General features: G+C 42.3%; 20 protein-coding genes. 3 read left to right on the top strand and 17 right to left on the bottom strand.

Annotated elements, in window-relative coordinates; all coding sequences use genetic code 11:
* Window position 1 precedes the first annotated feature (1 nt).
* The 9 genes from ACHLI0_RS01800 to ACHLI0_RS01760 form a co-directional block, all read right to left on the bottom strand.
* Entirely contained in the window at window positions 2-436 is a 435-nt protein-coding gene (locus ACHLI0_RS01800; protein ID WP_008761597.1) for a DUF1893 domain-containing protein, read from the bottom strand.
* A complete protein-coding gene (locus ACHLI0_RS01795; RefSeq protein WP_490748329.1) occupies window positions 436-1839 on the bottom strand; it encodes an aldo/keto reductase in 1404 nt (467 codons plus the stop codon). The genes ACHLI0_RS01800 and ACHLI0_RS01795 overlap by 1 nt, the downstream gene beginning before the upstream one ends.
* Before the next feature lie 19 nt (window positions 1840-1858).
* The gene (locus tag ACHLI0_RS01790) at window positions 1859-3367 is read right to left on the bottom strand and encodes a 4Fe-4S dicluster domain-containing protein (protein WP_490748328.1); all 1509 of its coding nucleotides are present in this window, start codon (window positions 3365-3367) and stop codon (window positions 1859-1861) included.
* A 308-nt stretch (window positions 3368-3675) separates the two neighbouring features.
* The gene (locus tag ACHLI0_RS01785) at window positions 3676-6297 is read right to left on the bottom strand and encodes a carboxypeptidase regulatory-like domain-containing protein (protein ID WP_490748327.1); all 2622 of its coding nucleotides are present in this window, start codon (window positions 6295-6297) and stop codon (window positions 3676-3678) included.
* Window positions 6298-6423: 126 nt separating this feature from the next.
* Window positions 6424-7398 carry a FecR family protein gene (locus tag ACHLI0_RS01780; protein WP_490748326.1) on the bottom strand — a complete coding sequence of 325 codons (975 nt, stop codon included), beginning with the start codon at window positions 7396-7398 and terminating at the stop codon, window positions 6424-6426.
* 63 nt (window positions 7399-7461) lie between these two features.
* Window positions 7462-8013 carry an RNA polymerase sigma-70 factor gene (locus tag ACHLI0_RS01775; RefSeq protein WP_211478893.1) on the bottom strand — a complete coding sequence of 184 codons (552 nt, stop codon included), beginning with the start codon at window positions 8011-8013 and terminating at the stop codon, window positions 7462-7464.
* A gap of 94 nt (window positions 8014-8107) precedes the next feature.
* On the bottom strand, window positions 8108-8329 hold the full coding sequence (locus tag ACHLI0_RS01770; RefSeq protein ID WP_490748325.1) for a DUF3098 domain-containing protein: 222 nt from the start codon (window positions 8327-8329) through the stop codon (window positions 8108-8110).
* Between the two features lie 43 nt (window positions 8330-8372).
* On the bottom strand, window positions 8373-11507 hold the full coding sequence (locus ACHLI0_RS01765; protein WP_490748324.1) for a glycosyltransferase family 117 protein: 3135 nt from the start codon (window positions 11505-11507) through the stop codon (window positions 8373-8375).
* Window positions 11508-11648: 141 nt separating this feature from the next.
* Window positions 11649-12737 (bottom strand): tetratricopeptide repeat protein, encoded by a 1089-nt coding sequence (locus ACHLI0_RS01760; RefSeq protein WP_490748323.1) that lies wholly within the window; start codon window positions 12735-12737, stop codon window positions 11649-11651.
* A gap of 300 nt (window positions 12738-13037) precedes the next feature.
* Here ACHLI0_RS01760 and ACHLI0_RS01755 point away from each other — a divergent pair, with 300 nt between their 5' ends.
* Window positions 13038-13658, top strand: a complete 621-nt coding sequence (locus tag ACHLI0_RS01755; RefSeq protein WP_234117797.1) for an HAD family hydrolase — start codon at window positions 13038-13040, stop codon at window positions 13656-13658.
* 72 nt (window positions 13659-13730) lie between these two features.
* Here ACHLI0_RS01755 and ACHLI0_RS01750 read toward each other — a convergent pair whose 3' ends face one another.
* A complete protein-coding gene (locus ACHLI0_RS01750) occupies window positions 13731-14528 on the bottom strand; it encodes a DUF4846 domain-containing protein (RefSeq protein WP_016267633.1) in 798 nt (265 codons plus the stop codon).
* 146 nt (window positions 14529-14674) lie between these two features.
* Between ACHLI0_RS01750 and kdsR the strand changes: the two genes are divergently transcribed.
* Window positions 14675-15484: a 3-ketodihydrosphingosine reductase gene (gene kdsR, locus ACHLI0_RS01745; protein ID WP_236092890.1), complete on the top strand. Its 810-nt coding sequence runs from the start codon at window positions 14675-14677 to the stop codon at window positions 15482-15484.
* A gap of 113 nt (window positions 15485-15597) precedes the next feature.
* Here kdsR and ACHLI0_RS01740 read toward each other — a convergent pair whose 3' ends face one another.
* Genes ACHLI0_RS01740 through ACHLI0_RS01730 form a run of 3 tightly spaced genes read right to left on the bottom strand, consistent with a single transcriptional unit; the run spans window position 15598 to window position 17603 of the window.
* Window positions 15598-16326, bottom strand: a complete 729-nt coding sequence (locus tag ACHLI0_RS01740) for a DUF6064 family protein (RefSeq protein ID WP_008761610.1) — start codon at window positions 16324-16326, stop codon at window positions 15598-15600.
* 13 nt (window positions 16327-16339) lie between these two features.
* Window positions 16340-16834, bottom strand: a complete 495-nt coding sequence (locus ACHLI0_RS01735) for a threonine/serine exporter family protein (RefSeq protein ID WP_008761611.1) — start codon at window positions 16832-16834, stop codon at window positions 16340-16342.
* 1 nt (window position 16835) lies between these two features.
* The gene (locus tag ACHLI0_RS01730) at window positions 16836-17603 is read right to left on the bottom strand and encodes a threonine/serine exporter family protein (protein ID WP_490748322.1); all 768 of its coding nucleotides are present in this window, start codon (window positions 17601-17603) and stop codon (window positions 16836-16838) included.
* Between the two features lie 105 nt (window positions 17604-17708).
* On the opposite strand from ACHLI0_RS01730, the gene ACHLI0_RS01725 reads away from it, so the two are divergent.
* Complete coding sequence (locus tag ACHLI0_RS01725; RefSeq protein WP_055217806.1) at window positions 17709-18962, top strand: MFS transporter; 1254 nt, start codon at window positions 17709-17711, stop codon at window positions 18960-18962.
* 106 nt (window positions 18963-19068) lie between these two features.
* On the opposite strand, the gene ACHLI0_RS01720 is transcribed toward ACHLI0_RS01725, so the two are convergent.
* From ACHLI0_RS01720 to ACHLI0_RS01705, 4 genes are all read right to left on the bottom strand, one after another.
* Window positions 19069-19320: a hypothetical protein gene (locus ACHLI0_RS01720; RefSeq protein ID WP_008765766.1), complete on the bottom strand. Its 252-nt coding sequence runs from the start codon at window positions 19318-19320 to the stop codon at window positions 19069-19071.
* A gap of 82 nt (window positions 19321-19402) precedes the next feature.
* Window positions 19403-19954 carry an RNA polymerase sigma factor gene (locus ACHLI0_RS01715; protein WP_008765767.1) on the bottom strand — a complete coding sequence of 184 codons (552 nt, stop codon included), beginning with the start codon at window positions 19952-19954 and terminating at the stop codon, window positions 19403-19405.
* 176 nt (window positions 19955-20130) lie between these two features.
* On the bottom strand, window positions 20131-23226 hold the full coding sequence (locus tag ACHLI0_RS01710) for a DUF6298 domain-containing protein (protein WP_490748321.1): 3096 nt from the start codon (window positions 23224-23226) through the stop codon (window positions 20131-20133).
* 66 nt (window positions 23227-23292) lie between these two features.
* The gene (locus ACHLI0_RS01705) at window positions 23293-24975 is read right to left on the bottom strand and encodes a polysaccharide lyase (protein ID WP_258972795.1); all 1683 of its coding nucleotides are present in this window, start codon (window positions 24973-24975) and stop codon (window positions 23293-23295) included.
* Window positions 24976-25022: the final 47 nt, after the last annotated feature.

The raw sequence follows: 25022 nt of genomic DNA, 5'->3' as shown, positions 1-25022 counted from the left end.
TTTATTTCTCCTGCAACTTTTTACCACTTCTTATTTTTTCGAGGAAATCACGAATCAGCGGCAATATGGCTTCTGCCGATTCTTCTTCGCTACACATCGTTTCTACCGGACACCAGCCTGTGTGATCACGATTCCATATAAAAGGTACTTCTTGTACGAAATGGACTTTTATATCCGAGCTTCGTAATAAATCCAACGCTTTCGAACTGATGATGTCTGTATGAAGTTCCCGGATACCTCCCAAAATCATGAGGGCGGCAGCCCCCTTCCCTACTACTTTGTCGGCTATCGAAGCTCCTTTCAGGAAATCCGGTTCCTGTGTCAGCAAATCATATAAATCCGCTACGCCACGTTGGGTAAAGGTACGTATGTTGTCTCCATTGGCAATCACACAGGAATATCCTCCCGAGTGTAATAAGTTGATTAATTCTTCCATTATAAGGTTCCTTGTTTCAGTTGTTCTACAAATTGGTCAATCCGGTGCAGTTCTTTGGGTATATCTATGTTTTGAGGACAGTGGGGTACGCATTGATTACATCCGATGCAATGACTAGCCTGACGGAGTTTAGGTACACTGCGGTCATATCCTACAAGAAATGCCCGGCGGGCTTTGACATAATTCTCATCCTGTCCGTTTTTAGGAACATTGCCTTCATTGACACAACGGTTATAATGTAATAAGACAGCCGGAATATCCAGGCCATACGGACATGGCATACAATATTTGCAGTCATTGCAAGGGATGGTAGGATACTTCAGCATTAACTGTGCTGTGTCTTCCAGAAAATCCATCTCTTCATCAGTCAGCGGTTCCAATGGAGAATAAGTGCGCAGGTTATCCTGCAAATGTTCCATATACGTCATACCGCTTAATACAGTCAATATATCGGGGAACGTTCCGGCAAAGCGGAAAGCCCATGAAGCTACGCTGCTTTCCGGACGGCGTTGTTTGAGGCGTGCCACCAGATTGTCATTCAGTTTAGACAAGCGACCTCCCAAAAGCGGTTCCATGATAATGGATGGAATCCCCCTTTTATGTAGCTCACCATACAGATATTCGGCATCGGTATTCCGGGCATTTGTCTCTTTCGCATGCTCCCAGTCCACATAGTTAAGCTGTATTTGTACGAAATCCCACTTTATCTCATCGTGTCGGGAAAGCAGATAATCATATACTTCGATGTCGCCATGATAGGAGAATCCGAGATTGCGGATGCGACCTGCTTCACGTTCTTTTATCAAAAAGTCAAGCATTCCATTATCCAGATATCGTCCTTTAAGGGCGTCCATTCCACCCATACCGATGCCATGAAGCAGCATATAATCGATATAGTCCACCTGAAGGTCTGCAAAAGATTTATGATACATTTTGAGGGAAGCTTCGCGTGACCATGTATCCGGAGAGAAGTTGGATAGTTTGGTAGCAATGAAGTATTTATCACGTGGATAACGGCTTAGCGCAATTCCTGTGGATTTCTCAGAAAAACCTTGTACGTAGGCCGGAGATGTATCGAAATAGTTTACTCCATGAGCGATGGCGTAATCGATTAATCCGTTCACTGCATCCTGATCGATCACTTCACCCTTACCGTCGGGAGCCGGTTTGAGAGGCCAGCGCATACAGCCGTATCCTAAAAGTGACACGCGGTCGCCTGTTGTTGGAGACGTGCGGTAAGTCATTTTGTCGGTAGGAATTTCCCCTTCTGCCGATGCACTGCTTGATGAAGAAGTGCCTTTTGACGAGCATCCGTATAGTATCGCTGTCGATGTAGCCGCACTGATACCTACGATTTTGATAAAATCTCTTCTGTTTATGTCTTTCTTATTTTTTTCTTCCATAATCTTGTTCTGATTTAAATCATACAATTCTGTGCATCTGATGTCCGGTCACGTAAATGGCACTGAAAGGACGGGATGGACAAAGATTCTCGCAAGCACCACAACCAATACACCGTTCGACATTGATTGCCGGAATCTTCGGTGAGTCCGCTATTTCGGGATCGGAAGCTACCATCTGAATAGCGGCTGCCGGACAATGGCGGGCACAGTTGCCGCATTCCATTCCATCAGTCAGCGGTACGCAGTTCTCCTTGATCCATACAGCATGCCCGATTTGGATGGCGGATTTCTCTGCCAGGCTGGTCAGATGAATGGCATCTGTAGGGCATACTTCCGCACATTTGGCACACTCCGGACGGCAATAACCACGCTCATAGGACATTTCCGGTTGCATGAGAGTTGCCAGATTACCGGATGGACGTAATACCTGAGTAGGACAAACAGAGACACATAGCTGACAGGCAGTACAATGTTGGGCAAAGTTGCGTGCATTTAATGATCCGGGAGGATAAATCGGATTCTCCCGGTTGGGAATCTTCTTGTCTTCAATGGCTGCCAATCCTCCGTCTACCTTTTTCTCCTGTGCTTTCAGTATGGTAGAAGTAGCGAAAATAGTCGATGCCGAAAGAAAACTACGACGGGCATTGTCAATCTGTTCCGAGGTTACAGATTTTATTTTAACCGTTTCCGTATTAACCCCTTCTTTCTTTTGAATATGTCTGGTATATTTAATAGCTCCTTGCTTACATTTTCCCAGGCAATCCATACAAGCGACACAACGGCTATAATCAATTTCATGGGCTTTGGCATTAATACAGGATGCTTTACAATTACGTGCGCACAATCCGCAGCTATTACATTTGGAAGTATCGATCACAGGCTTGAAGATGGAGTATCGTGATATGAATCCCAATACGGTGCCGACAGGACAAATGGTATTGCAATAAGTACGTCCGTTACGCCATGCCAAAACAAAAAGTACAATAAGTGTAATCACAGCAATGATCAGCGTTGAAAGACTTTTCATCCAGACATCCACTTCATAGAAAGCATAGCTTTCTGCCCGTTCGGCAAAATATGCCAAGAGATTATTTCCCCATTGCCATACCGGAGCCAGCAGACTGGAAACCATCCGGCCGTATGCACTGTAAGGTGCCAGTAGAACGACAAAAGCATTCAGTCCGGCAACCAAGGCAAGGATGAATACGGCCAATACACCATATCTCAGCCATTTTAAAGCCGGAGAATAACGGAAGCGGTTCTTTTTCTGTTTGCCGGAGAACCATGAAACAGCATCCTGAAATACTCCTAACGGGCAAATGACCGAACAATAAATACGCCCGAATAGTAATGTGAGCACAATAAGGAATAGCACTACACCTATGTTCAAGGCTAATACTGCCGGCAGGAACTGAATTTTCGCCAGCCATCCGAACCATGTGTGCAATGTTCCTGTGAAATCAAGGAACAGCAGGGTAATAAGTGTGAAACACACGATTGCGGCTGTAAGTCTGATAGTACGCAACATAAATTTATTAGATTTTCAATTTATAGTAGTTATATCTTAATTATTTTCAATTTCATTAGAATCGAATCTTATGCTTTTTAACCGATGCAAATTTAAGCAGAGTGATTGATTTTTGCAGTATATAAATTACAGAAAGTTATACCAATATTACTGATTAGGATTTTTTTTAATTCTGGATTGTTATATCATAATTACCGAAAGTCATTGTACATAAGAGTTTCTGTCATTCAGAACATTTCTCTTGGTAACGGGAGGTCTGAATGACAGAGCATAATGATTACTTTTAGACATTTAGGATTTTAGTTTGTCTAGAAATAAATCTTATAACTTATATTGGGAATTAACCCTGTTCCTTCTTTCTCTTCAATTTTAAGGGTCTTTTCATTGTATTGGTAAAAGTGCATTCCGGTGCGCATACCTACATTCAGAATCTTCAATGAGAACTCATGAGATACTCTTTTCTTATTTATCCGGAAGCTGATAGAAACGTCACCGTTTATGGAAGGACTGAATCTTTTACTGTATGCTTTCGTTTCATCAAAAACGATGTCATGCTCTGCCTGACTTCTTTCTTCGTTTACAGGTGTATAGCGTTCCCCTCCCTGAAAGAATAAACGTCCGTTGAGACTCAGTACGTTTTGTTTAAGTTTGCCGACCATCCACTCTTTTCCGGCAAGCAAGTTCAGCAGATAGTTTTTATCCAGTCTTGTATTACGCCAAACGTTATCTCCTCCCCTATATTTCGATTTAAACAAAGAACCTGTAATCATATAGTAGAAGCCATTTTTCATATATTGTTCCAGCGTGATGTCTATTCCATAATTTCTGCCTTGACCAGTGTTGGTCAAGATTCTGTCCAAATAAAATTCCTCATGGTTAATGACCGAGAAGGAGGAGTTCTTTTCAACCGGTATACGAAGTAAATATTGGAAATAAGGCTCTATCTTTAAATGCAGGTTTTGATTGATATTCCAGTCGTATGTCATCCCTACATGATGCGCTCGGGAAAAATCCAGATATCGGTTTGACTGGTTCTTGCCGTTGACAACCTTTTCTACAAAATAATAATCCAGCTTTTCCCTGCGACTATGCAACCCATAGGCTAACGCCAAAGAATGTTTCGGATTTATTTTCCATTTTAGGGCAACCCGTGGTTCGATGGATAAGTTATTGTTCAAAGTAAAATATTGGGCTGTTACTCCTAAGCTGGTGACCCAGTTATTATTCAGATTGATAACCGAACTGCTATAGGCCGAAAAGACTGTGCTTTCGCCATTGCCTTTTGAAATCTGCTCCATAGGTCTGTTTAATCCGAAATAACGGCTGACCTGATAATCAAGATCATAGTGAAGGTTTGTAATCGTAACTCCCGTTCTGTTAGTATGTCTCGGACTGAACTTCGTATTCAGATAAGAATTAAAAACGAAGTCCCACCTGCTGTTCCGGATATCTCCTACTCTGATTAGTTTGTCATCTGCTAGTTGATCTACCACTGTATGATCTTTGGAATAAGTGGCAGACAGGGAAGAACGGACATACGTGTTTTCATTTATCACATACTTGTGTGCCAGCCCTCCTGCCATTTTTTCGAGCCTGTTTTCTCCCGATTGCCGGTCTCCCAGAGTTTCCCATTTGGAACGCTCCTCTATTGGAGCTTTGTTCCTGTCAATCAGACCTAATCCCCAAATAGAAAAGGTGCCGGCTTTGGAGGTCGGAAAGTTTAGCTTGAATGCTAAATCCTGATATTTAAGATTCAGGTCATTGCTGGTAGCCAGTGATGTAGTAGAAAAACGATAATTAACGAGATAAGAACTTCCTCGCTTTTTACTGATTGGTCCCTCTGATGACAGATCGATACCCATTAGTCCGACTTGAAAAGCGTGTTCGTACTTTTGATTATTTCCATTGCGCAGGTGCATATCGAAAACACCCGATAATACATTGTTATATTCTGCGGGAAAAGCTCCGTTATAAAAATCCGAATTTCCGATCACCTGTGTACTCAGAGCTGACAGGAAACCTCCGCCTAATCCCGACAAATCAGCAAAATGGGTCGGATTAGGTATTTCGATTCCTTCCAGCTTCCATTGTGTGAATTGCGGGGAGTTTCCGCGAATGGCTACGGCATTGGTGCCGATGTCTCCCGCTACTCCTGCGAAAGCGACACTTAATCGTGCAGGATCATCGAAGCCGTTGGCAAATCTGCCGGCTTCTTCCATGCTGATCATACGGCCACCTGTGATAGCCATAGGATTGATCGTCCGGTCTTTCTTTATTTCCGGTTTCACGAGGACTTCTGCCAGGTATTGGATATTCTCGTCCATCGGGATTTCTACATATACTTCTTTGGATGAAGTTACGGATACTTCACTGATTATGCTTGTGTGATATCCCGTAAAAGACGCCTGGATATTGTAGCGGCCAATAGGAACATTGCCGATTCTGAAGTTTCCAAGACTATCTGTGGAGCTGTTCAAGGAAGGTTCCCCTAATATATAGACGGAGGCATACTCTATCGGAACATTGGTTTTGGAATCGACTACGATTCCTCTTATAGTTTGCGTCAGTTTTTGTGTCTTTTCGTCGATTGTTTCTGTTTTTTGGGCCGGCAAAGAGATAATAATATGATATCCCTTTATTTTGTATGTGTATCCGGTACCTTTCAATATTTGTGTTAATGCCTTCTCTATACTTGCGGACTTTAACGACAATGATTGCCTCTTTTTCAGGTTCAGGTTTGACTGTTCGTAAGCTATGCTATAGTCTGTTTGTAGTTCTATTTGCTCAAAGGCTTCTTTTAAAGAGATATTTTTGTTTTGAATTGTAATTTTCTTTTCTGCATTTTGGGAAAGTGCCATCAATGACAGAATAGAAAAAAACAAAAGAATGATCATCTTATCTGGCTTTTTATTCGCATTAATTCGATTCATTATTTTATATTTGTACGTTGATACTTCGTTTTTACTTCGCGGTTTAAATGAGGATAGACATTTCAGAACTGGGAAGAGGGTCTCAAGCTGCTTCCCGGTTCTTTTTGTTCATAGGCTGTTTTTTTGTTATTTGGTTATTATTATTTTGTTCCCGCTCTGCCGATAGCTAAAGCCGATTATATCTCCTAATATATTCAGCATTTCATCCAGATTCTCATCTTTCAGGAATTTGACGGTGTATCGCCTGGAGGCAGAAAAATTGGCAGAATGATCGATAACAGTATCATAACGTCGTTCCAGCGTTCTGAATATTTCTTCGGCAGTAGCATTGGTGAAGATTATTTTCCCTTTTACCCAGCTGTTAGTGTCAACAGTGTCTACTGTCGATATCTCAATATCTGATGTCGATTTATCATAGGTGAGTCGTTCGTTGGGCTTGAGAGTTTGAGGAGGACGGGATTGCGTACTCACTTCCACTTTTCCACTAGTCAACGTTGTGGTAATATTCGCATCATTAGCATATGCCTTTACATTGAACTTCGTTCCAAGTACCTTGACGGATAGTTGCGATGTTTCTACTATGAAAGGTTTTGCATCATCTTTTCTGACTGAGAAATAGGCTTCACCATCAAGGGTTACGACACGATTCTCTTTGGTAAAAGTTTCCTGATAAGTAATTGTACTTCCTGCATTCAGCCATACTTCGGAACTATCCGGCAGCACTAAGCGTTTTTGTTCGCCATAGGCTGTGGATATTTCTATCTGCTCGTGTCCGGAAGGAATATAATAGAGCACTCCCCCTGCCAATAAGCATATGGGAATAACGACGGCTACAATGCGGACAAACTTATGATATAAAACAATATTTTCAAGATGTTCTTTGTTGTATCCTGTTCTTAAATTGACCCGCTCTAAAGCACTGTATGTTTTTGAATCGGCTTCTGCATCCAGTTCGTTCCAATATTCCAATGAGGCTTTTTCTTTCTCCTCCGCGTTTTCTTCCTTCATAATCCATCGCTGTACCTTTTCCTCCGTTTCAGCAGAAAAACGTCCGGAAAGGAACTTCTTGATGATTCTGGTGATAATATTACTCTTTTCCATTTTTGCTGTATTTACTATATATACAGTTTGATGGCAAAAAGCTCAATGAAAAAGTGGATGTTTTTATAAAAAAGACAATAAAAAGCACGAGATAGCTTTCCGTATCTCCTTTAATGCGAGGCTTAACTGACTTTCGACGTTTCTTTTAGTGGTATTGAGCTGTATTGCTATCTCGGCATTGCTCAACCCTTCCTGACGGCTCAATGTATAGATCATTTTCCGCTGTTCCGGCATTTTTCCGACAACGTCCTCTATCAATAAGCCTAATTCTTTGGCTATAAGGTCTTCTTCGGAAGTAGAACTATATTCTGTCTCCTGATTATTGTTCAGATAAGTATCGTGTACATACTTATGCTTTAAAAAGTTTATGGCTGAGTTTCGGGCAATCGTATGCAGATAAGAACTAAAAGACTTGGATGCATCAATCGAATCATGATTGATCCAAAGATTGACAAAAAGGTCTTCTGTCAATTCTTCGGCATCCGATTCCGATTTTATATATCCGTCGATGAAAGCCTTTGTTTTATTGTAATAGGCTATAAAAACAGTTTCAAAAGCCTTGTGATTTCCATCCTGGAAGGCTTCAAGCGTTTTTATGTCAATGTTATTACTCATGTTGTCCGACTTTCATTTTTATTAGTGAGGACAAAAGAAGTAATTATTTGGCTTAAAAACGCATTCTTTTGAAAATATTTAAGATGTATCCCTGCTAATTATTCTTTTTTGTAATATAAATAATGCCAACTACATTCAGCAAATAACCGAGTAAACAAATAATGGGTGCAATACATATACGAAGTCTGCTGAAGATATCAGGGTTATAGGCGGCAGGGGTACTCCCCTCGCCGTTCATTAATATATATCCTGTGATAATCAATATCGAACCAATCGATAGAATAATATAATTTATTTTACTCAATGCATTTCTCATACTTCTGATAGTTTTATTGTTTTCAAGTTTATATTTCCGGATTTTAGTTTCTAAGTCCCACGATTTGAGAGAATAAAGCATATTTCTCCTCAAAGCGCTGATTACTTAGCCTGTATTCCTCTTTATCAATCTCTTTTACAAGTTCATTATACTGATTCCATTGCCAGAACTTATACAGGCAATCTCTCTGGACCATACTGATCCTGTTGTCTCCTAATGAGAATGCCCAGTTGATGTAATCTTCCGATTCGGCTGTCAGGTACTTTAGCAGAGGCATTGCTTTCGTCTTTTCTCCTAGGGCAGCATAGGCTTTGGCTATGTCGAATGACCCGCTTTCATAGATCTCGGGGACATTGTACGCCGGAACAGCTTGTTCTGCATAGGCAAGTACCTTCCTTGCTCGGGTATTGTCGCCCTGCCTGATCAGTTCCTTTGCCAGTTGGGCGAAAAGCCTCCGATGATAATAGCAGGTTCGCAGGGTGGTTTCATCCAGATAGAGTCCGGGAGTGTCCAGTCCGCCATACTTATATCTGTTCATTACATTTTCATACAATCTCTCTACATCTATCGCATAGTTATTATCTCCTTTGACATTTCCCCATTTTTTATAATCAAAAGGTGTGAAACGAAAAGCTAATCCTTCCTGAACGAAATAATGATCAAACTTCAGCTTGCTGACCTCACCGACGGATATTGCCATGTACAATGGGCGTTCCCAATTGCAGTTGGCAAGCATTTCCAGCATCAGCATATCTACTTTGGTTAGAATACGCATATCTTTCAGAGAAATATAGATCTTATCCGGTATCGCATTTCTCAGTTCTTCACCTTTCAGATGACGGATGGAGTCTGGAAGCATCATGCCTGATCGAAGCACTGCATCTTTATCAATATTGATGCTGATCGTATCGGTAGGGATTACGTGAAAGTCCTGCTTCTCCGATAATGCCCAGTATTTCAGGATGTTTTTTACCTCAAACGGATCATCGCCAAAACTGTCACGGGCTTCTTCTGGATGTTTCTGATAGAGCTCTTCTATCTGTTTTTTCAGTTCCGGTCGGATGGCTACGTATTCGTTTTTTCCTTCCTGATATTGATCTTTACTCCAGGTAATGGGTAATCCGGGTGCATCATACAACGGGCATTGCTGCTGATAAATATACCAATCTGTTTGCGCATAACTCAAATTGCAGATGCGGGTATCTCTGCGTACTCCTTCCGTATCCTGATTATACCACAAGGGGAAAGTATCATTATCTCCGTTACTGAAAATGATAGGATTTCCTTTGTCGGGGAGTGTCATCAGATAATTGGCTCCAAAATCACGGCAAGTGAAACGGTTACTCCGGTCATGATCATCCCACGTCTGACTAGCCATCTGAACCGGAATCAGCAGGCAGAGAAACATTAACAGGCTGACCTGAAGTACTGACGACTTCTTTTTTCGAAGTGCGTCACACAATCCGGCAGCTCCCATTCCTATCCAAATAGCAAAAGCATAGAATGAACCTGCGTATGCATAATCCCGTTCACGGGGCTGACCGGGAGTCTGGTTCAAATATAGCACAATAGCCAGACCTGTCATGAAGAAAAGGAAAAACACAACGCTAAACTGTTGCATTCCCTTCTTGCCTCGCATCCATTGCCAGTAAATCCCGATTAATCCCAATAATAGCGGCAAAGCATAAAATACGTTATGCCCTTTATTCTGACGCAGAGATTCGGGCAAAAGTTCCTGGTCACCAAGTCTTAGATTATCTAACAGAGGAATCCCCGTGATCCAGTTTCCATGTTCCGGTTCGCCATGTCCCTGAATATCGTTTTGACGCCCGACAAAATTCCAGAGAAAATAGCGCCAATACATATAATTGAGCTGATAAGTGAAGAAATAGGTAAGATTCTCTTTTTGCGTGGGAGCTTCGTCCGTTCCTCCCGACCAGCTTTTGTAAGAGGAAGCCATGCGATCATTCCACATTCGTGAAAACAACATGTTTTGAGTATAGCATACTTCCTCTTTATTTCGAATCACCTTGTATTTTCCCTCTTCCTTATTCGGTCTGTAGACAGCACTACCCGTTTTCATTTTTACTTTGTAATAATCTCCTTCGGGCACATACTCTGGTTCGGAGGCATACGTTTTGCCGTAAAGTAAAGGGGCGCTTTCGTATTGTTCCCGGTTCAAATAGCTTTTGAGTGCGAAAATATTATCCGGAGCATTTTCATTGAGCGGTGTATTGGCATTGGCACGAATCAATATCACTGCATAGGTGGTATAACCTACGGTAAGCATAAGTATGCACCATAAAGCTGTATTGATCAATCGTTTTTTGAAACGATAGATACCGGTTATGAGCAGGAAAAATGTGATAGCCAGAAAGACAATCAGTCCTGTTTGGAAAGGGAATCCCAAGGCGTTGACAAAGAGTAGTTCGAACCATCCTCCAATATCCGCCATTCCGGGAATGTACACAAAAAGTATCAATACAATAAGCAAACCGGATAAAGCAATCGCCGCAATAGCTCCTTTAAGCGAAATCGTTTGATATTTCTGATAATAGAAAACCAGTACAATCGCCGGAATGCAAAGCAGATTGAGCAGATGTACTCCGATGGAGAGTCCGATTATATAGGCAATCAGAATAATCCATCGGTCACCATAAACGGTGTCCGACTCATCCTGCCAGCGCAGAATCATCCAGAAAACCAAGGCAGTAAGAAAAGAAGAGAAAGCATATACTTCTCCCTCTACTGCGCTGAACCAGAAAGTATCACTAAAAGTATATGCCAAAGCTCCTACCAACCCGGAGCCGAGAATGATAATCACGTCGGTTACTGACAGATTCTCTTTTTCTTCCTTCAGAAGATATCTGACCAGACGAGTGATACTCCAAAAAAGAAAGAGGATGCATCCTGCACTCAGCAGTGCATTCAGAAAGTTGACTGTACGTGAAACTTGGGAGGGATCGGAGGCAAACTGTGTAAACAGATTACCTACCAGCATATAAAAAGGTGCACCGGGCGGATGTCCGACCTGTAACTTCTCGGCGCATGAAATAAATTCGGGACAATCCCAAAAACTGGCAGTAGGTTCGATTGTCATTCCATATACGAAAGCTGCTATAAGGAAGACAAGCCAACCACTGAAATCATTCCATCTTTTAAATAATAAGTAGTTCATAGTTCTGTAACTTTTTTGTTTGCAAAGTTATAGAACAGTGATATAAAACTGGCATTTTTAGCCGGACGGATACGGACACCCCATTCCTATAAGATATTGAAAAACAAAGCTTTTTGTCAGGCAACTCCGGACAAATGCGGACTACAATGATTTGATGTAGTCTTCCAGTGATTCTTTGGAACTTACAAGCATAAGTTTCTCCGTTTTTATTCTGGATATTCTTCGGGTAAGAGTTTCTACAGTCAGTTTCATTAGATCTGCAAAGCAAGCAGGCTGGATACCTTCGCGCAGGAAAGCACATACTCTCAAATCTTCTTCTGTAAGTTTAGGACTTATCTCTTTCAATTTGGAAACAAGTCCATATACTCCCTCCTGTAGTCTTAATAATTCACTCCAGTCTTTCTCTGAAAAAGAAACAACCTTGGAAGGGGAAACAGACCGTTCTTTTATTTGCCGGACTTTCGATACTACCGGAGAACTTTCATAAATATGCTGTTGAAGCGACTGATATTTTTCTTCCAGATAGTTACATTGCAACATCAGCTTATCCGACTCTGCCTCTTTTCGCAACATTTCATCTTTAAAAGTAGTCAGTTGAGAATATACAAACTTATTCTTCTTCCAGAGCAGCCCGAGTAACAAGGACATCACACCAAAGACTCCTAATGCAGAAGAAAGAATAATCTTCGTATCGCCTGCCTGATCGTTCTGCATTAACTGGCTGGCATAGGCTTTTCTTTCCATTTCCAATGCTTCGTTGAAATGACCATATTTCTGATAATAAAGGCTGCAACGTCTGCACACCTTGGCTACATAATCGTACTTCTCTGTAAGAGTAGCAAGCTTTATTGCTTCCTTGAAGTGGGTCTCCGCTTCCTTTTTCTGGTCAAGATCACTCTCTACACATGCCAGATAAAAATAAGCCTTTGATTTCTGAAGTTCATCGCCGTGTTGGTCAAAGTATGAAACTGCCTGACGGATTTGCTTATCAGACGTATGGGCGATATTTTTATCTTCATTCAGCTGGGTACACAACAGATTATATTCTGCCAGCTGTGCTTCGTTCATCTGGTTGATCTGGATATTCTCGAGAATAATAGATGCCGTATCCGGGTCCTGTCCCATTAGCTGTGCGGCTTTGTCTAATCCCTGCTTTACATTAGTCCCTTCCGGATGGCATGCAGCCAGTGAAAGGACAACCACGTATAATAAGATTCGAAGATTATTCATAACTCTGCTTTTATCTTTGTATACAAACGATTGGATTTGCAAATATAAAAAATAATATGATACATACACCTCTATAAACCATACAAAAAATGGTGTCACTATCCTCCTCTCATAGTGACACTATACTGTGATCATAGTTACACCATCACGGCAGGATAGTGTCATTATATTATTTCTTCTTCTATTATTAGGTATATCGCAGGTTACCCTCATGTTTTTTTTGACAAAGATCAAGCGATGACGGGCTGTTTATTAAGAAGATTAGCCGTATCTTTGTAACAAATAAAAATTGTATATATCATGATTAAGAACATTGTATTTGATTTTGGTGGAGTGATTGTAGACATTGATCGCGATAAAGCAGTTCAGGCGTTTATCAAACTGGGATTGGCGGATGCCGATACTCGTTTGGACAAATACCATCAGACCGGAATCTTCCAGGAACTGGAAGAAGGAAAGTTGAGTGCCGATGAATTTCGGAAGCAATTGGGAGATCTGTGCGGTCGCGAACTGACGATGGAAGAAACCAAACAGGCGTGGTTAGGCTTTTTCAATGAAGTGGACTTGCGAAAACTCGATTATATAATGGAGCTTCGTAAATCATATCATGTGTATCTCTTGAGTAATACCAATCCTTTTGTTATGTCATGGGCATGCAGTCCGGAGTTTTCATCCGAAGGGAAACCGCTGAACGATTATTGCGACAAGCTATATTTATCTTACCAGTTGGGACATACCAAACCGGCTCCCGAAATATTCGACTTTATGATAGAAGACAGCCATATCATTCCTTCCGAAACGCTCTTCGTTGACGATGGAAGTTCTAATATTCACATTGGCAAAGAACTTGGCTTCGAAACCTTTCAACCGGAAAACGGTGCTGATTGGCGGGAAGAGTTGACCGCTATACTAAATAGTTGAGAAGAGGTATCTCTATGCTCCTCCTACTGGAAGGAGGAGTCCCCGCAAGGGAAGGTGTCAGGTAAACAATTTCTAAAACCTTTTCAACTCTTTCTTTTCGAACGTCCACTCCGGTGTATACAGTCTGCCACTGTCTGTATCTGTCAGTTCATACCAAGGTGACAGATTCCGGTTGGCAGGATTGACGAGAATATGTATTTGCTGGGCGGGCATATAACTTTGTGCCAATAAAAAAACTTTCTTTTTTGTCTTCGGGTGAATTGCCACATCTACTACTATCACGGCATGGCCCGGTGAACCTCCTTTGATAAACACATCTCCTGCTTGCAGTGAAGTATAAGGAACCGTACGAAGCTCTTTTGAAAGGGAAGCAGTGCCGGCATACATAAATACCATATTCAAGTATTTACGAAAAGTCTTATATGAATAGTCTTTGCCTCCTGCGGCATACCACTCTACTTTATTTCCGGTTACTTTGATACGGTTTCCTTCCGCCCATTTCTTATATTCTGCCGGAAAGCCATTGGTAAAGTTAAATTTGATTTCTCCGTATCTTTTCTGTGCCCATAGGTATTCTGCCCGTAAGCGCATGACTGCATCCGCACATTGCTGTAAATCACGATTGCCTATTTCCATATCTACTACGGCGAATGCGGCTGCCTGATTCCTTTTCTCCTGTCCGTTGTAAAGTAAAACCTTACTCCCTTTGGGCAATAATGGGAGTTGACGCAGATAGGCGGCAAATGAATGTTCATCGCATACCTCACGAGTGTAGCCTGTAGGAGGAAGAATGGTGCTTTCCACTGACTGTCCCAGCGATACTATAATTGAAGTCAGACATACTATGCCGAATATAAGTATTCTTTTCATATCGTTATTTTTCCCGAAGATAGGATATCTTTTGCAGAAAACCAAGTTTTGCAGGAGGAAGCTTCTGAATCCGTCTTATCAGAATACTATTCGGCAAAAACAGTATTTTCGGATATTCTCTTTATCTTTGCCACAAATAAAAGAATATGCAACCACAAATCATACTCATAACCGGAGCTTCTTCCGGATTCGGAAAGATTACTGCGCAAATGTTATCAGAACAAGGTCATATCGTTTACGGTACGAGCCGGAAACCTTCAGAGAATATAGGTAAGGTCCGAATGCTTGTCGTTGATGTAACGAATAGTATTTCTGTTCGTCAGGCTGTAGAACAAATAATATCCGAGCAGGGACGGATGGATGTACTGATTAATAATGCCGGTATGGGAATTGGCGGAGCATTGGAGCTGGCTACCGAAGAAGAAGTGAGCATGCAGATGAATACAAATTTCTTTGGCGTGGTCAATATGTGTAAAGCGGTGCTCCCTTATATGCGCAAGGCACGTCGGGGAAAGATCATCAATATCAGTTCCATTGGTGGAGTGATGGGCATCCCCTATCAGGGATTTTATTCTGCATCCAAGTTTGCAGTAGAAGGATACAGCGAGGCCTTGGCGCTGGAAGTTCATCCGTTTCATATCAAAGTCTGCCTGGTGCAGCCGGGAGATTTTAATACCGGGTTTACCGACAACCGGAATATCTCTGAACTGACCGGACAAAATGAAGATTATGCAGACAGTTTTCTGAGATCATTAAAGATCATTGAAAAAGAAGAGCGTAACGGATGCCATCCCCGTAAGCTGGGTGCTGCGATCTGTAAAATAGTAGCACGTAAAAATCCTCCTTTCCGGACTAAAGTAGGTCCGTTGGTGCAAGTTCTGTTTGCTAAAAGCAAGAGCTGGCTGCCGGATAGTGTGATGCAATATGCTCTCCGAATATTTTATGCTATCAGATAAAAAAAAGTTTCATGCCTTGAAACTGTTGGTTTCAACGGCTGAAACTTTTTGTTTCAAGCAATGAAACTAATCGTTTCAAGGCATGAAACTAATAACGTGTAATAGTGCGGCAATCAGTTCTTCGGAACTAATTCCAAAAACATAGTAGTCGTCAACAATATAGCCAGCCCGATACAGACTGTTATCAATAACCAGTTAATATATTTAGCTTTGGGCTTGGTATCTGCGTGCAGATTATTCAGGAAATATTCTCTGAAGAAGAGATAGAGTCCCGGAATAGTCGCACTTGCCAAAAGGAAGTCTTCCGGAATCTGGAAGAAGTAAGTCTTGGATAATCCGATCAATGACCAGTGGCAAAGGAACAGTACCAAAAACATATTTACCTTGTGTGCAAACAGCAACAGCAGTCCGATGGTAAATACCACTACAGAGCAAGGCATCACCGGAGAAGTCATTTCCGGGAAAGATAGCCCGCGTGCCAACGATACCATAGGATAAATGAAAGGCATGGCCAGCAACACATAAGATAGCAGATCATATTTGTGTGTACGTTCGAAAGTCGTATATCCGGTGATCGCATCCCATATCCAGATAATAGCCATCACTCCCCAGAACATCGCCATTACCCCGTTATAGCTGCGTTCTTCGCAGTAGATAAAGTAATAGACAATGGAAATCCACGAATAAAGACCTATCATATAAATCTTCATTCCCATCTTCACCCACGGACGTGGTTTGCTGATCAGCAATGCGGTCAGCACAATACCGATCAGAATGACAATAATCTGCAAAAGCCAGGTGGCTGAATTATAATACGCAATTGTTCTCCAAAAAATCTCCATAAAAGTAGTTTAATTAATGTCTTGTTAAAGAAAAGGCTCTGTGCGGGAACAGGAACATCGGGAATGTAGCTCCGACCGCAAGCATGAAAATTACTGTACTTGCCACCAAAGTGTTGGAGAAGAACATCTCCTGCATCTTTATATACTTATCATGCAGTTCCGGTTTATTCGCTGTCTGCAAGCACATAATAAGAGAGAATACCATGTTGTACGCAAATTTTCCCGGAATCATCGGGAGCAATGCGGGAATATACAGCACCGTCATCGGGCAATATACTCGCTTTCCAAGCCATAAACTGCCGAACCCGATTACTAATCCACCGAATAAAGAAGCCGTAGCAATATCTACACCCAAGTAAGTCATCAGACAGAAACGGCACGCATGTCCCAATGCCGCCAATATTGCAATCATTTTAAATGCACGCAACGGAGGATCGGAAATTGCGCCAAATCCGATACCTGCTATCGCTGCAAAGAAACCATCAGAAAGAATATCAAGTGCTACCATATCAAATTAAACTGTTTTTTACCATTAATAATGTAAAGGAAAGGCCGATGGCAATGCTGACAATCAGCAAAGAGGCTTCTGTCAAACGGGCAAATCCTGTCAAAACGTATCCTTCGACAACATCAATCACTCCATTAATCAAAGGAACACCGGGTACAAGATATAGAACGCTGGTTGCCAGTGCGATCTCGGAAGTTGTGTCGAAAATCAAGGCGGTAGAAGCGCAGAGCGACGCAACGAAGGCCGAAACAATGAATATAATATAATGATTCATTTTCTTCTTTTGCATCTGTTGTTTCAGGTATAGTCCTGTAATAGTGGCGGAGAAAACGATTCCCATTGAGATTAAGTCGCCGCCAAACAGTTTGCAGAATGACGCATTGGCAAAGCCTACCAATATCAAAACGAACAGAGGATGTATCATCGGAGCAGAGACTATCTTTTTGTATTTCTCTTTCAGTTCTTCCAACGATAACTGTTTGTCTATTGCTTCCCAACTCAAAGCGCTTAGTTCGGAGTTATGCTCAAAACTGATGGGATGTGCAGGAATATCTATAACCTCGTTGCAGGCTTCGTTTGTCTCCTTATCGATGATAGTAAGAATGATATTTTTATGAAATACGCCCAGTTTGACATCTAAGCCAAAAGCTTCTCCGATACGTTTGGAATTGCGTACAACACGGGAGGTATGTACCCCCGCTCCCATTAGATGGGCTGAATATTCGGCTATGAATTTACCTATAGATAATAAAGATTCGCTTGTCTTCATGTATGTGATATTTTTAAATCGGCTGCAAAAGTACAAAAAAGAGTAATAGCAGGAAAGGTAAAACACAAAAAATAAATACCTTTGCCTCCATTAAAAAAATGACTCATGAACAACCAATTTACATATCCGAAAGAGAAAATACGTTTTGCCATCCTTACTTTCTTCTTTGCCCAAGGACTCTGTATGGCAAGCTGGGCAAGCCGTATCCCGGATTTCAAAGATGTATTTGCAGCCAATTATGCATTTTATTGGGGGCTGATTTTATTTATGATACCGGTCGGCAAGTTTGTAGCAATTCCTTTGGCGGGTTATCTTGTATCTAAATTAGGGAGTCGCACAATGGTACAAGTCAGCATTTTGGGATATGCCATGTCCTTACTTTGTGTCGGATTGGCTCATGAAGTCTATTTGCTGGGATTCCTGCTTTTTTGTTTCGGAGTGTTCTGGAACTTGTGCGATATATCGTTCAATACGCAAGGGATCGAAGTGGAGCGCTTGTATGGTAAGACAATCATGGCAACTTTTCATGGGGGATGGAGCTTAGGAGCCTGTACCGGAGCACTTATCGGCTTTGTGATGATTCTGACGGGCACCTCTCCTGTCTGGCATTATATGCTGATAGCCGCTATTATCCTTATCATAGTACTGGCAGGACGAAAATATCTGCAAGAAACAACGCTTCCTATAAATGAGAATCCGAAAGCGGGCTTTGAGACAACAGACAAAGCGGCTGATAAAGCTCCGAATGGATTCCGTCTGTTATTCCAAAAGCCGGAAATGCTCCTTTTACAATTAGGTTTAGTCGGATTATTCGCGCTCATCGTAGAGAGTGCCATGTTCGACTGGAGCGCTGTTTATTTTGAATCGGTTGTCCATGTGCCTAAATCATTGCAAATCGGCTTCCTTGTATTTATGGTCATGATGGCTACGGGACGATTCCTGACGAATTATGCTTACCAGCTTTGGGGGAAGAAAAAAGTACTGCAACTGGCAGGCAGCCTTATTTGTATCGGCTTCTTCATTTCCGCATTGTTGGGCAATACGTTTGAGTCAATGGCAATGAAAGTGATCATTAATTCATTAGGCTTTATGCTGGTCGGACTAGGTATCTCATGTATCGTACCTACTTTATATAGCTTTGTAGGGGCCAAGTCAAAGACGCCCGTCAGCATTGCGCTCACTATCCTGTCGAGTATCAGTTTTATTGGTTCACTGGTCGCTCCTTTGCTTATAGGCGCTATTACACAGGCATTTGATATTCGTATTGCTTACATGATTATAGGTATATTGGGAGGTTGTATCGTACTTATCGTCAGTTTCTGCAACGCATTCGATATTCGGGAAGAAAATAAACTGTAAATATATAAAACACAGTCTCTCACAGTACTTGATCACTCAAGCGTCTGTGAAAGACTGCGTCAATCTTTTTACTAACCTTAACTAACCTAACTTCTATCTAATCTAACTACAAAATGTTCGAAAAATCTTTTATACTACTAACAATTCTATCCTTTAAATCTTGGTTTTCAACCAGTGAAAAGTCGCAGGCAACATCTGCCGGAGCCAATAATACGGCCTTAGCTTCTTCTGCATCTGCTATCTGTTCCGGGTGTTCCCTGAAATAAGTTTCCCATTGGGAAGCTGCTTCCGGAGTTACACCCAGTGCATAATTGATGAAATCATCATCCGTCAAAAAATCTTTTACCTTAGAGCACATATCGCATCCTTTTTAAGCGTTTACATAGATAGGACGCTGTTACCCTGTGTATGTACTCAACCAAATATCCTTTTTACTAAAATTAACTTGCCAGACTACGCAATTTTGTCAATCCACGGTGCATCAGGTTGCGTACGGACTGATAGTTCATATTCATAATCTCACAAATATCCTCGTATTTCTTTTCTTCTATATAATATAATGTAAGTGCTTCACGCTGCCGGGGAGAAAGCTGGTCCAGTAAACGCTTCACCAGCGAGAACTCATTTTTGCGTTGCTCTTCTTCCATATAGTCATCTTCTACGTCTGTGGGAGCTACTGCATTTACATCTTCTATGGCTGTATCAGACATATACATACGTTTGCGGAGCTCATCGCAGAGTTTGTTCTTTAATGAGATGAACAAATAAGACTTCAAATTATCAATAGTTCCTAATTCATCCTTTTTAGTGTAGAGCTTAACGAAAATATCGTGGATGCAATCTTTCAGTAACTCTTTATCAATGGTCAACTTCAATCCGTAATTAAAAAGAATGTTGATGTGCAAATCATATAGCTGCGAAAAAGCTGCCATATTTCCCGCTTGAAAAGAAGCGAGTAAAGTGTCGGTTGAATTATTAGTCTGTTCCATCATAGCATTAATTCGATTGATTTGATGTTGCAAAGCTAAGCAGAACTGACCTCAACCACCGGTAAAATCTGGTTTGTAGGTTGAAAAAATAAGTATCATGTTTTATAACACTCTTTTGTTAGAAATTACCTATAAAATGGAAAAATCCCGCTGATGACTGATCAGCGGGATTTTTTGTTTCAGAGTTTATGGAACCAATAAATACCTTCTTTCTTATCCGGTACCTTTAATTTGTATACTCCATTAATTTTCAATGATTTATCTATAATATTCATCTTCCCTGAACCGGGATGTATGTACTTTAAGATATACTTTCCGGACGATAATTGAACAGGAATTTCTGTTCCGGACTTGGAATAAATGATACTGCCGATATCAGATTTTACCATTTTCTTATAGTTGTCGGTATCGGTTTCTTCCACTTCCATAGCCGCTGCATCCTTCAGGAATGTTTTATCTGTGCACGGGATTACAGGACATGAACCGCCGGCCATGAGTACAGCCCATCCCATAGCCGGATAATTCTGTGCATAGAAGGTTACGGCTTTCTCCGGGAACTTCTGACGATATTCGTGGACAGCCTTGTAGGCTTCGGTGAAAGTAACCTTTCCGACTTTCATCTTACGCATATGTTGACGGGGAGCCATGTTCTTCCCTCCTTCCGGTGCAAAGACTCCATCCGTTTTATAGTGCCAGTAGCGGATATCAATAATATCCACCACAGCCGCACGCTTCGGATCGGCAAGGATAGCGTCCTGTACATCTTTTGTGGTACTTAATGCTACTTTGGCCTTCTTTCCGGTTTCAGTTTCCCATTCGGCAATCACATCCAGCCAAAACTGTACAAAGTGTAGTGGACCTGTAAATTCGGCACTTGTCAGCTGAATGACATTCGGGTTATCTGCAAAGTTGTTCAGACACTGGCGGATGTATTGTCTGTGTAACTCACGGCGAACCGGATGAGTGATATCATAAAACATATCTGCAACAAAGATTCGTTTGTCTCCGGCAAACGGAGCAGGTTCCGGAAATCCGGTCTGATTGATATTATTGGTGCTTCTCCACGGACAATCTACCCAGTGTGCACCTGCTTCCAGAATATTGTGCTGGAAATAGTTCTCATGGAATAGCAATAGTCCATCTTTACTTCCTTTTTCGGCAAACTCTTTCAATCGTGACCAATACCATGCATTAGGGCGGTTCAGATCATATTTGCTCAGTCCTTCCCAGGCAGTACCCTGACCACTGCGTCCGAAAGGTTGTTCGTAGAAAGGTCCCCATACATCTCCGTCACGACGGCGCACTCGTTCATGATCATCCCGGCGACGGTCATACCAAAGTCCGTAGTTTTGATCAAATACCAATATATTCTTTTGTTTCATATAGCCGATTACGGAATCGATGCGATCTGTCAGTCCCAATCCTTCACGTCCGGGGACAAAACGGGTGATGGCAGGACTTGCTTTTTTCAGAAAGCTGGTTTTAAGTTTTCCATTCCACCAAGGGGTGGTATGGCTACCTCCTACCAACAAAGTACCGTCCATTTGGATACGTCCGTTTGCAATAGTTACTTCCGGTTGTGCTGATGTCTTGTTCGGAGTTATCTTCTTTTCTTTCATATCATCGATTGATTTTACTCCGGACATAGCTATTGAAGGAGCAAAGGCTCCTTGTTCAATCCAGTGTTCCAATGTCAGGCGGGGATTGTAAGCCTCTTTGGCCAGTTCCATAGCAACTTCAACGGTCGGACTGCTGGTGGCGCTTGTATTCCTTGGCAGGATACGGGCACGTTCTGCACATTTCTTCTGCAAACGATCCTCCAATTGAGCATAGAAAATGCTTCGGGGCTGCACATGATTGTTTGATTGTGCCCATTCGCCGTCACCGGAGAATTGTGCCCAACATCCGTACGCACGGTTCATGGCATCTTTTGCCGGAGCATAACACTCTATTTCGGCAGCGGTACATTGCCAGAACAGACTATTTGCTGTATTCCATCCCGCTCCGTTCTTGTCCTGTCCCAGATTCTTGAAACTCAGATTATGCCCGTCTATATTAACCACGTCAAACAATAAACCGCACGCCCATGCGTCAATAGATCCGCTGAAACCAAAAGACTCATACGAATCACATTGTACGAAAGCATTCGGTCCGGCAGCACAATATCCGGCTGCAAAGTCATGAATACCCTGTTCCGAATAGCAGCGCTGGAAAAGTGTCTGTTGTCCTAAGGTATAGAAAGTACAGCGGCGCATTCCTCCGATTTCAGAAACAGGTTCCCGTGAGATACAGTCCTCAACCGTGATTTGGGAACCGGTACGCTGAACAAGGATTGCACTTCCTGCAAAGTGCTTAAAATTCACCCTGCGTACCCAGCAATCTTCCGCATCTTCGATAGAAATACCTGTCCAGCAATGATCTTCATCTTTAGGGTACCGTTTGTCATAGTCGGAAATCAGAGTCATGTTTTCTACTCCGCACTCCCGGATGCGCCCGTTCCACTGATAAGTAATCACGGAAGAAGTACCGTATTTAGCATCCAGCGCCACTGTCAGCGGAGCGTCCAGCGTTATCTGATTACCGTTTACTTCTGTCACGGTTCTATCCCAGGTAAGATCCATATCTCCTTCTTTCCAGCCCAGTGCACTGATTCCTCCTCCAAAGATATCACATCCTAACGAAGCAATCCATTCTTTGCCGGACGGACGGTTCACCAGCACCCGATCTCCCTTTCTCAACGAAGTACCTGAAACAACTTCCAATGTCCTCGCATTTACCGGAACATACTTCGAGAGTACCTGCAATGTATCCTGCACCTTCAGATCGTCTGTCCCTTCCATATAGATCAGGGCACCTCTGTCCACTCCTTTTTTTAGAAGTATCGTTTTCTCTTTATCCACTCCACGCAGTACGATGCCGGAGGCATTTATACGAAGGCTTCCGGATAAAGAAAATTCTCCCTGATCCAATAACACGGCTCCCCTGAAACCGGAAGCATCAGGTACTAATGAGGCGACATAGTCAATGGCGCGTTGAATACGTGATGTATTATCTCCTGCTGTCCAAGGTACAAACACGGCATTGCGGACAGAAGGAATATCCTGTTCGGAGCCCTTGTAGCCACAGTACGAGAAATCAAGAATCCGGTTTCCCTGTTCGTCATTCAAGTAAGTGATCCGGTCATCCTTAACCTGTAAAGCAAAGGTTTGCGCATATCCCTGCGCAAACCCTATGCTCAATAATCCTAAAAGGATAGTTCTTAATTGTATATTCATTACAATAAACGTTGTTTTCTAATTATTCAATCCTGAAAGATCATTTGACCATAAGAAATCATACGATTAAAACAGACTTTTCCGTTTGGATAAGGTATCGTAGTTGTTCTTCAGATCTGTCCAGTCTATTTTCTTCTTTGTATCCAGCCCATTGATATATTTCTCGATATTGGTATAGCCATCTCCATTACAGTCCTCCTTTGCATCAGTCGGATCGTTCGGATTCAGTCCGTTGGCAACTTCCCATGCGTCCGGCATACCGTCACCATCCGAATCAAGATATGCTTCTCCTTTGTACTCAGGAAGTCCGCCCACCTGACGGATATCGGTGATGATGCCTTGTTTGTAAGAGTCTGCCGGCAAGCGTCTTTTCACATAAGGAGAGACAAATTCCGGAGCGTCTTTCGCATAAATCGCTTTTCCTGTCTGTACAGTCTTGATGACGCGTGCGTCTACCGCATCCCGTTTCGGGAGAGTAGCACCTACATTATCCAATACAAAGTTATAAGCTTTTTTGGTATCCATAATCGTCACGGGCGACATTTTGAATGCTTCGTCCACTCTGATTTGCGGTAAGAACTTTCCTTCATCCACTTCACTGGCAAGCTGAACTCCGCCATCCCAGTTATCTTTTGTCACTTTAGCATTTCCGTGAACGATGTTACCGTTTACATAAGCTTTTCCGAAGGACATCGGTTTGCTTTTATCGCGTCCGGCTTCCGGTTTCAATATACGATAAGAGATAGGCTTATCCAACGGGGTGATAGGACCGGGCTTAAAATAGTTATTGATTATATTATAAAAACTCTTGTTATCTCCTCCGTCGACAGAACGGTTCCACCAGTTGAAGACAACATTGTTTACGAAGTTAAAGTCTCCGTCCATACCCACCGAACTGTTACGACTGATATTGGAAGCGAAAAGATTACGGCAGAACATACTATTATGTCCTCCGATAGTGGCGCCAAACGCATGATTATAAGTATCCAATGCTTCCGAGAACATCGAATTCTGAATGGTAATGTTCACAGTAGGCAACTTCAGTCCGTGCCCGGTTTCATCCCTGTTGTAGACGTGGCGATAGATAGACATATTTTCATCCAGTCCCCAGCTTGCCGAACAGTGGTCTATTATAATATTGCCGACTGCATTTCCTCCTACTGCATCATCACGGAAAGCAACATCCTGTGCCCCCCGACGGAAACGCATATGGCGAATCACTACATCATGAGTATCGATCAGGAAAGAATGACCGGTCACGCAGATACCGTCTCCCGGTGCTGTCTGTCCGGCAATCGTTACATAAGGGGCACGTACACTGATCGGGCTTTTCAGGCGAATAATACCTGACACATTAAATACGATAACACGTGCACCACCGGTTTCACAGGCTTCGCGGAATGTGCCGGGACCGGAATCTTCCAGGGAAGTTACCACAATCACTTTGCCTCCACGACCGCCGGGAGTGTACATACCACCACCTTCCGCGCCGGGGAAAGCCGGAATATTACTTTTTATCAAATCCTCCGGTTTGGAGGCCCAAGGTTTGTAAGGTCTTCCTAACCTTGCTTCTTCCAAAACTGTTGGCAAGGCTTTTTCCCATGCCGCATTTGATTTCTGTTCGAACTCTGCCTCTTGTTTTGCTCCTCTTTCTTTTACCGAGTCGGGGATCACCGGATATTGGGCTGCCACAGGTAGCACACAGGCAACCAACATCCATGCTGATAATACTTTCTTAATCTTGTTCATTCTTCCGAATCTTAATAGGTTTTAAAAAAAGACGATTAAGAAAGTAT

This window comes from Bacteroides sp. RCH18, from assembly GCF_058231005.1.
Note: the sequence above shows the minus strand (reverse complement) of the source record. Positions and strands in the feature narration are given on the sequence as shown.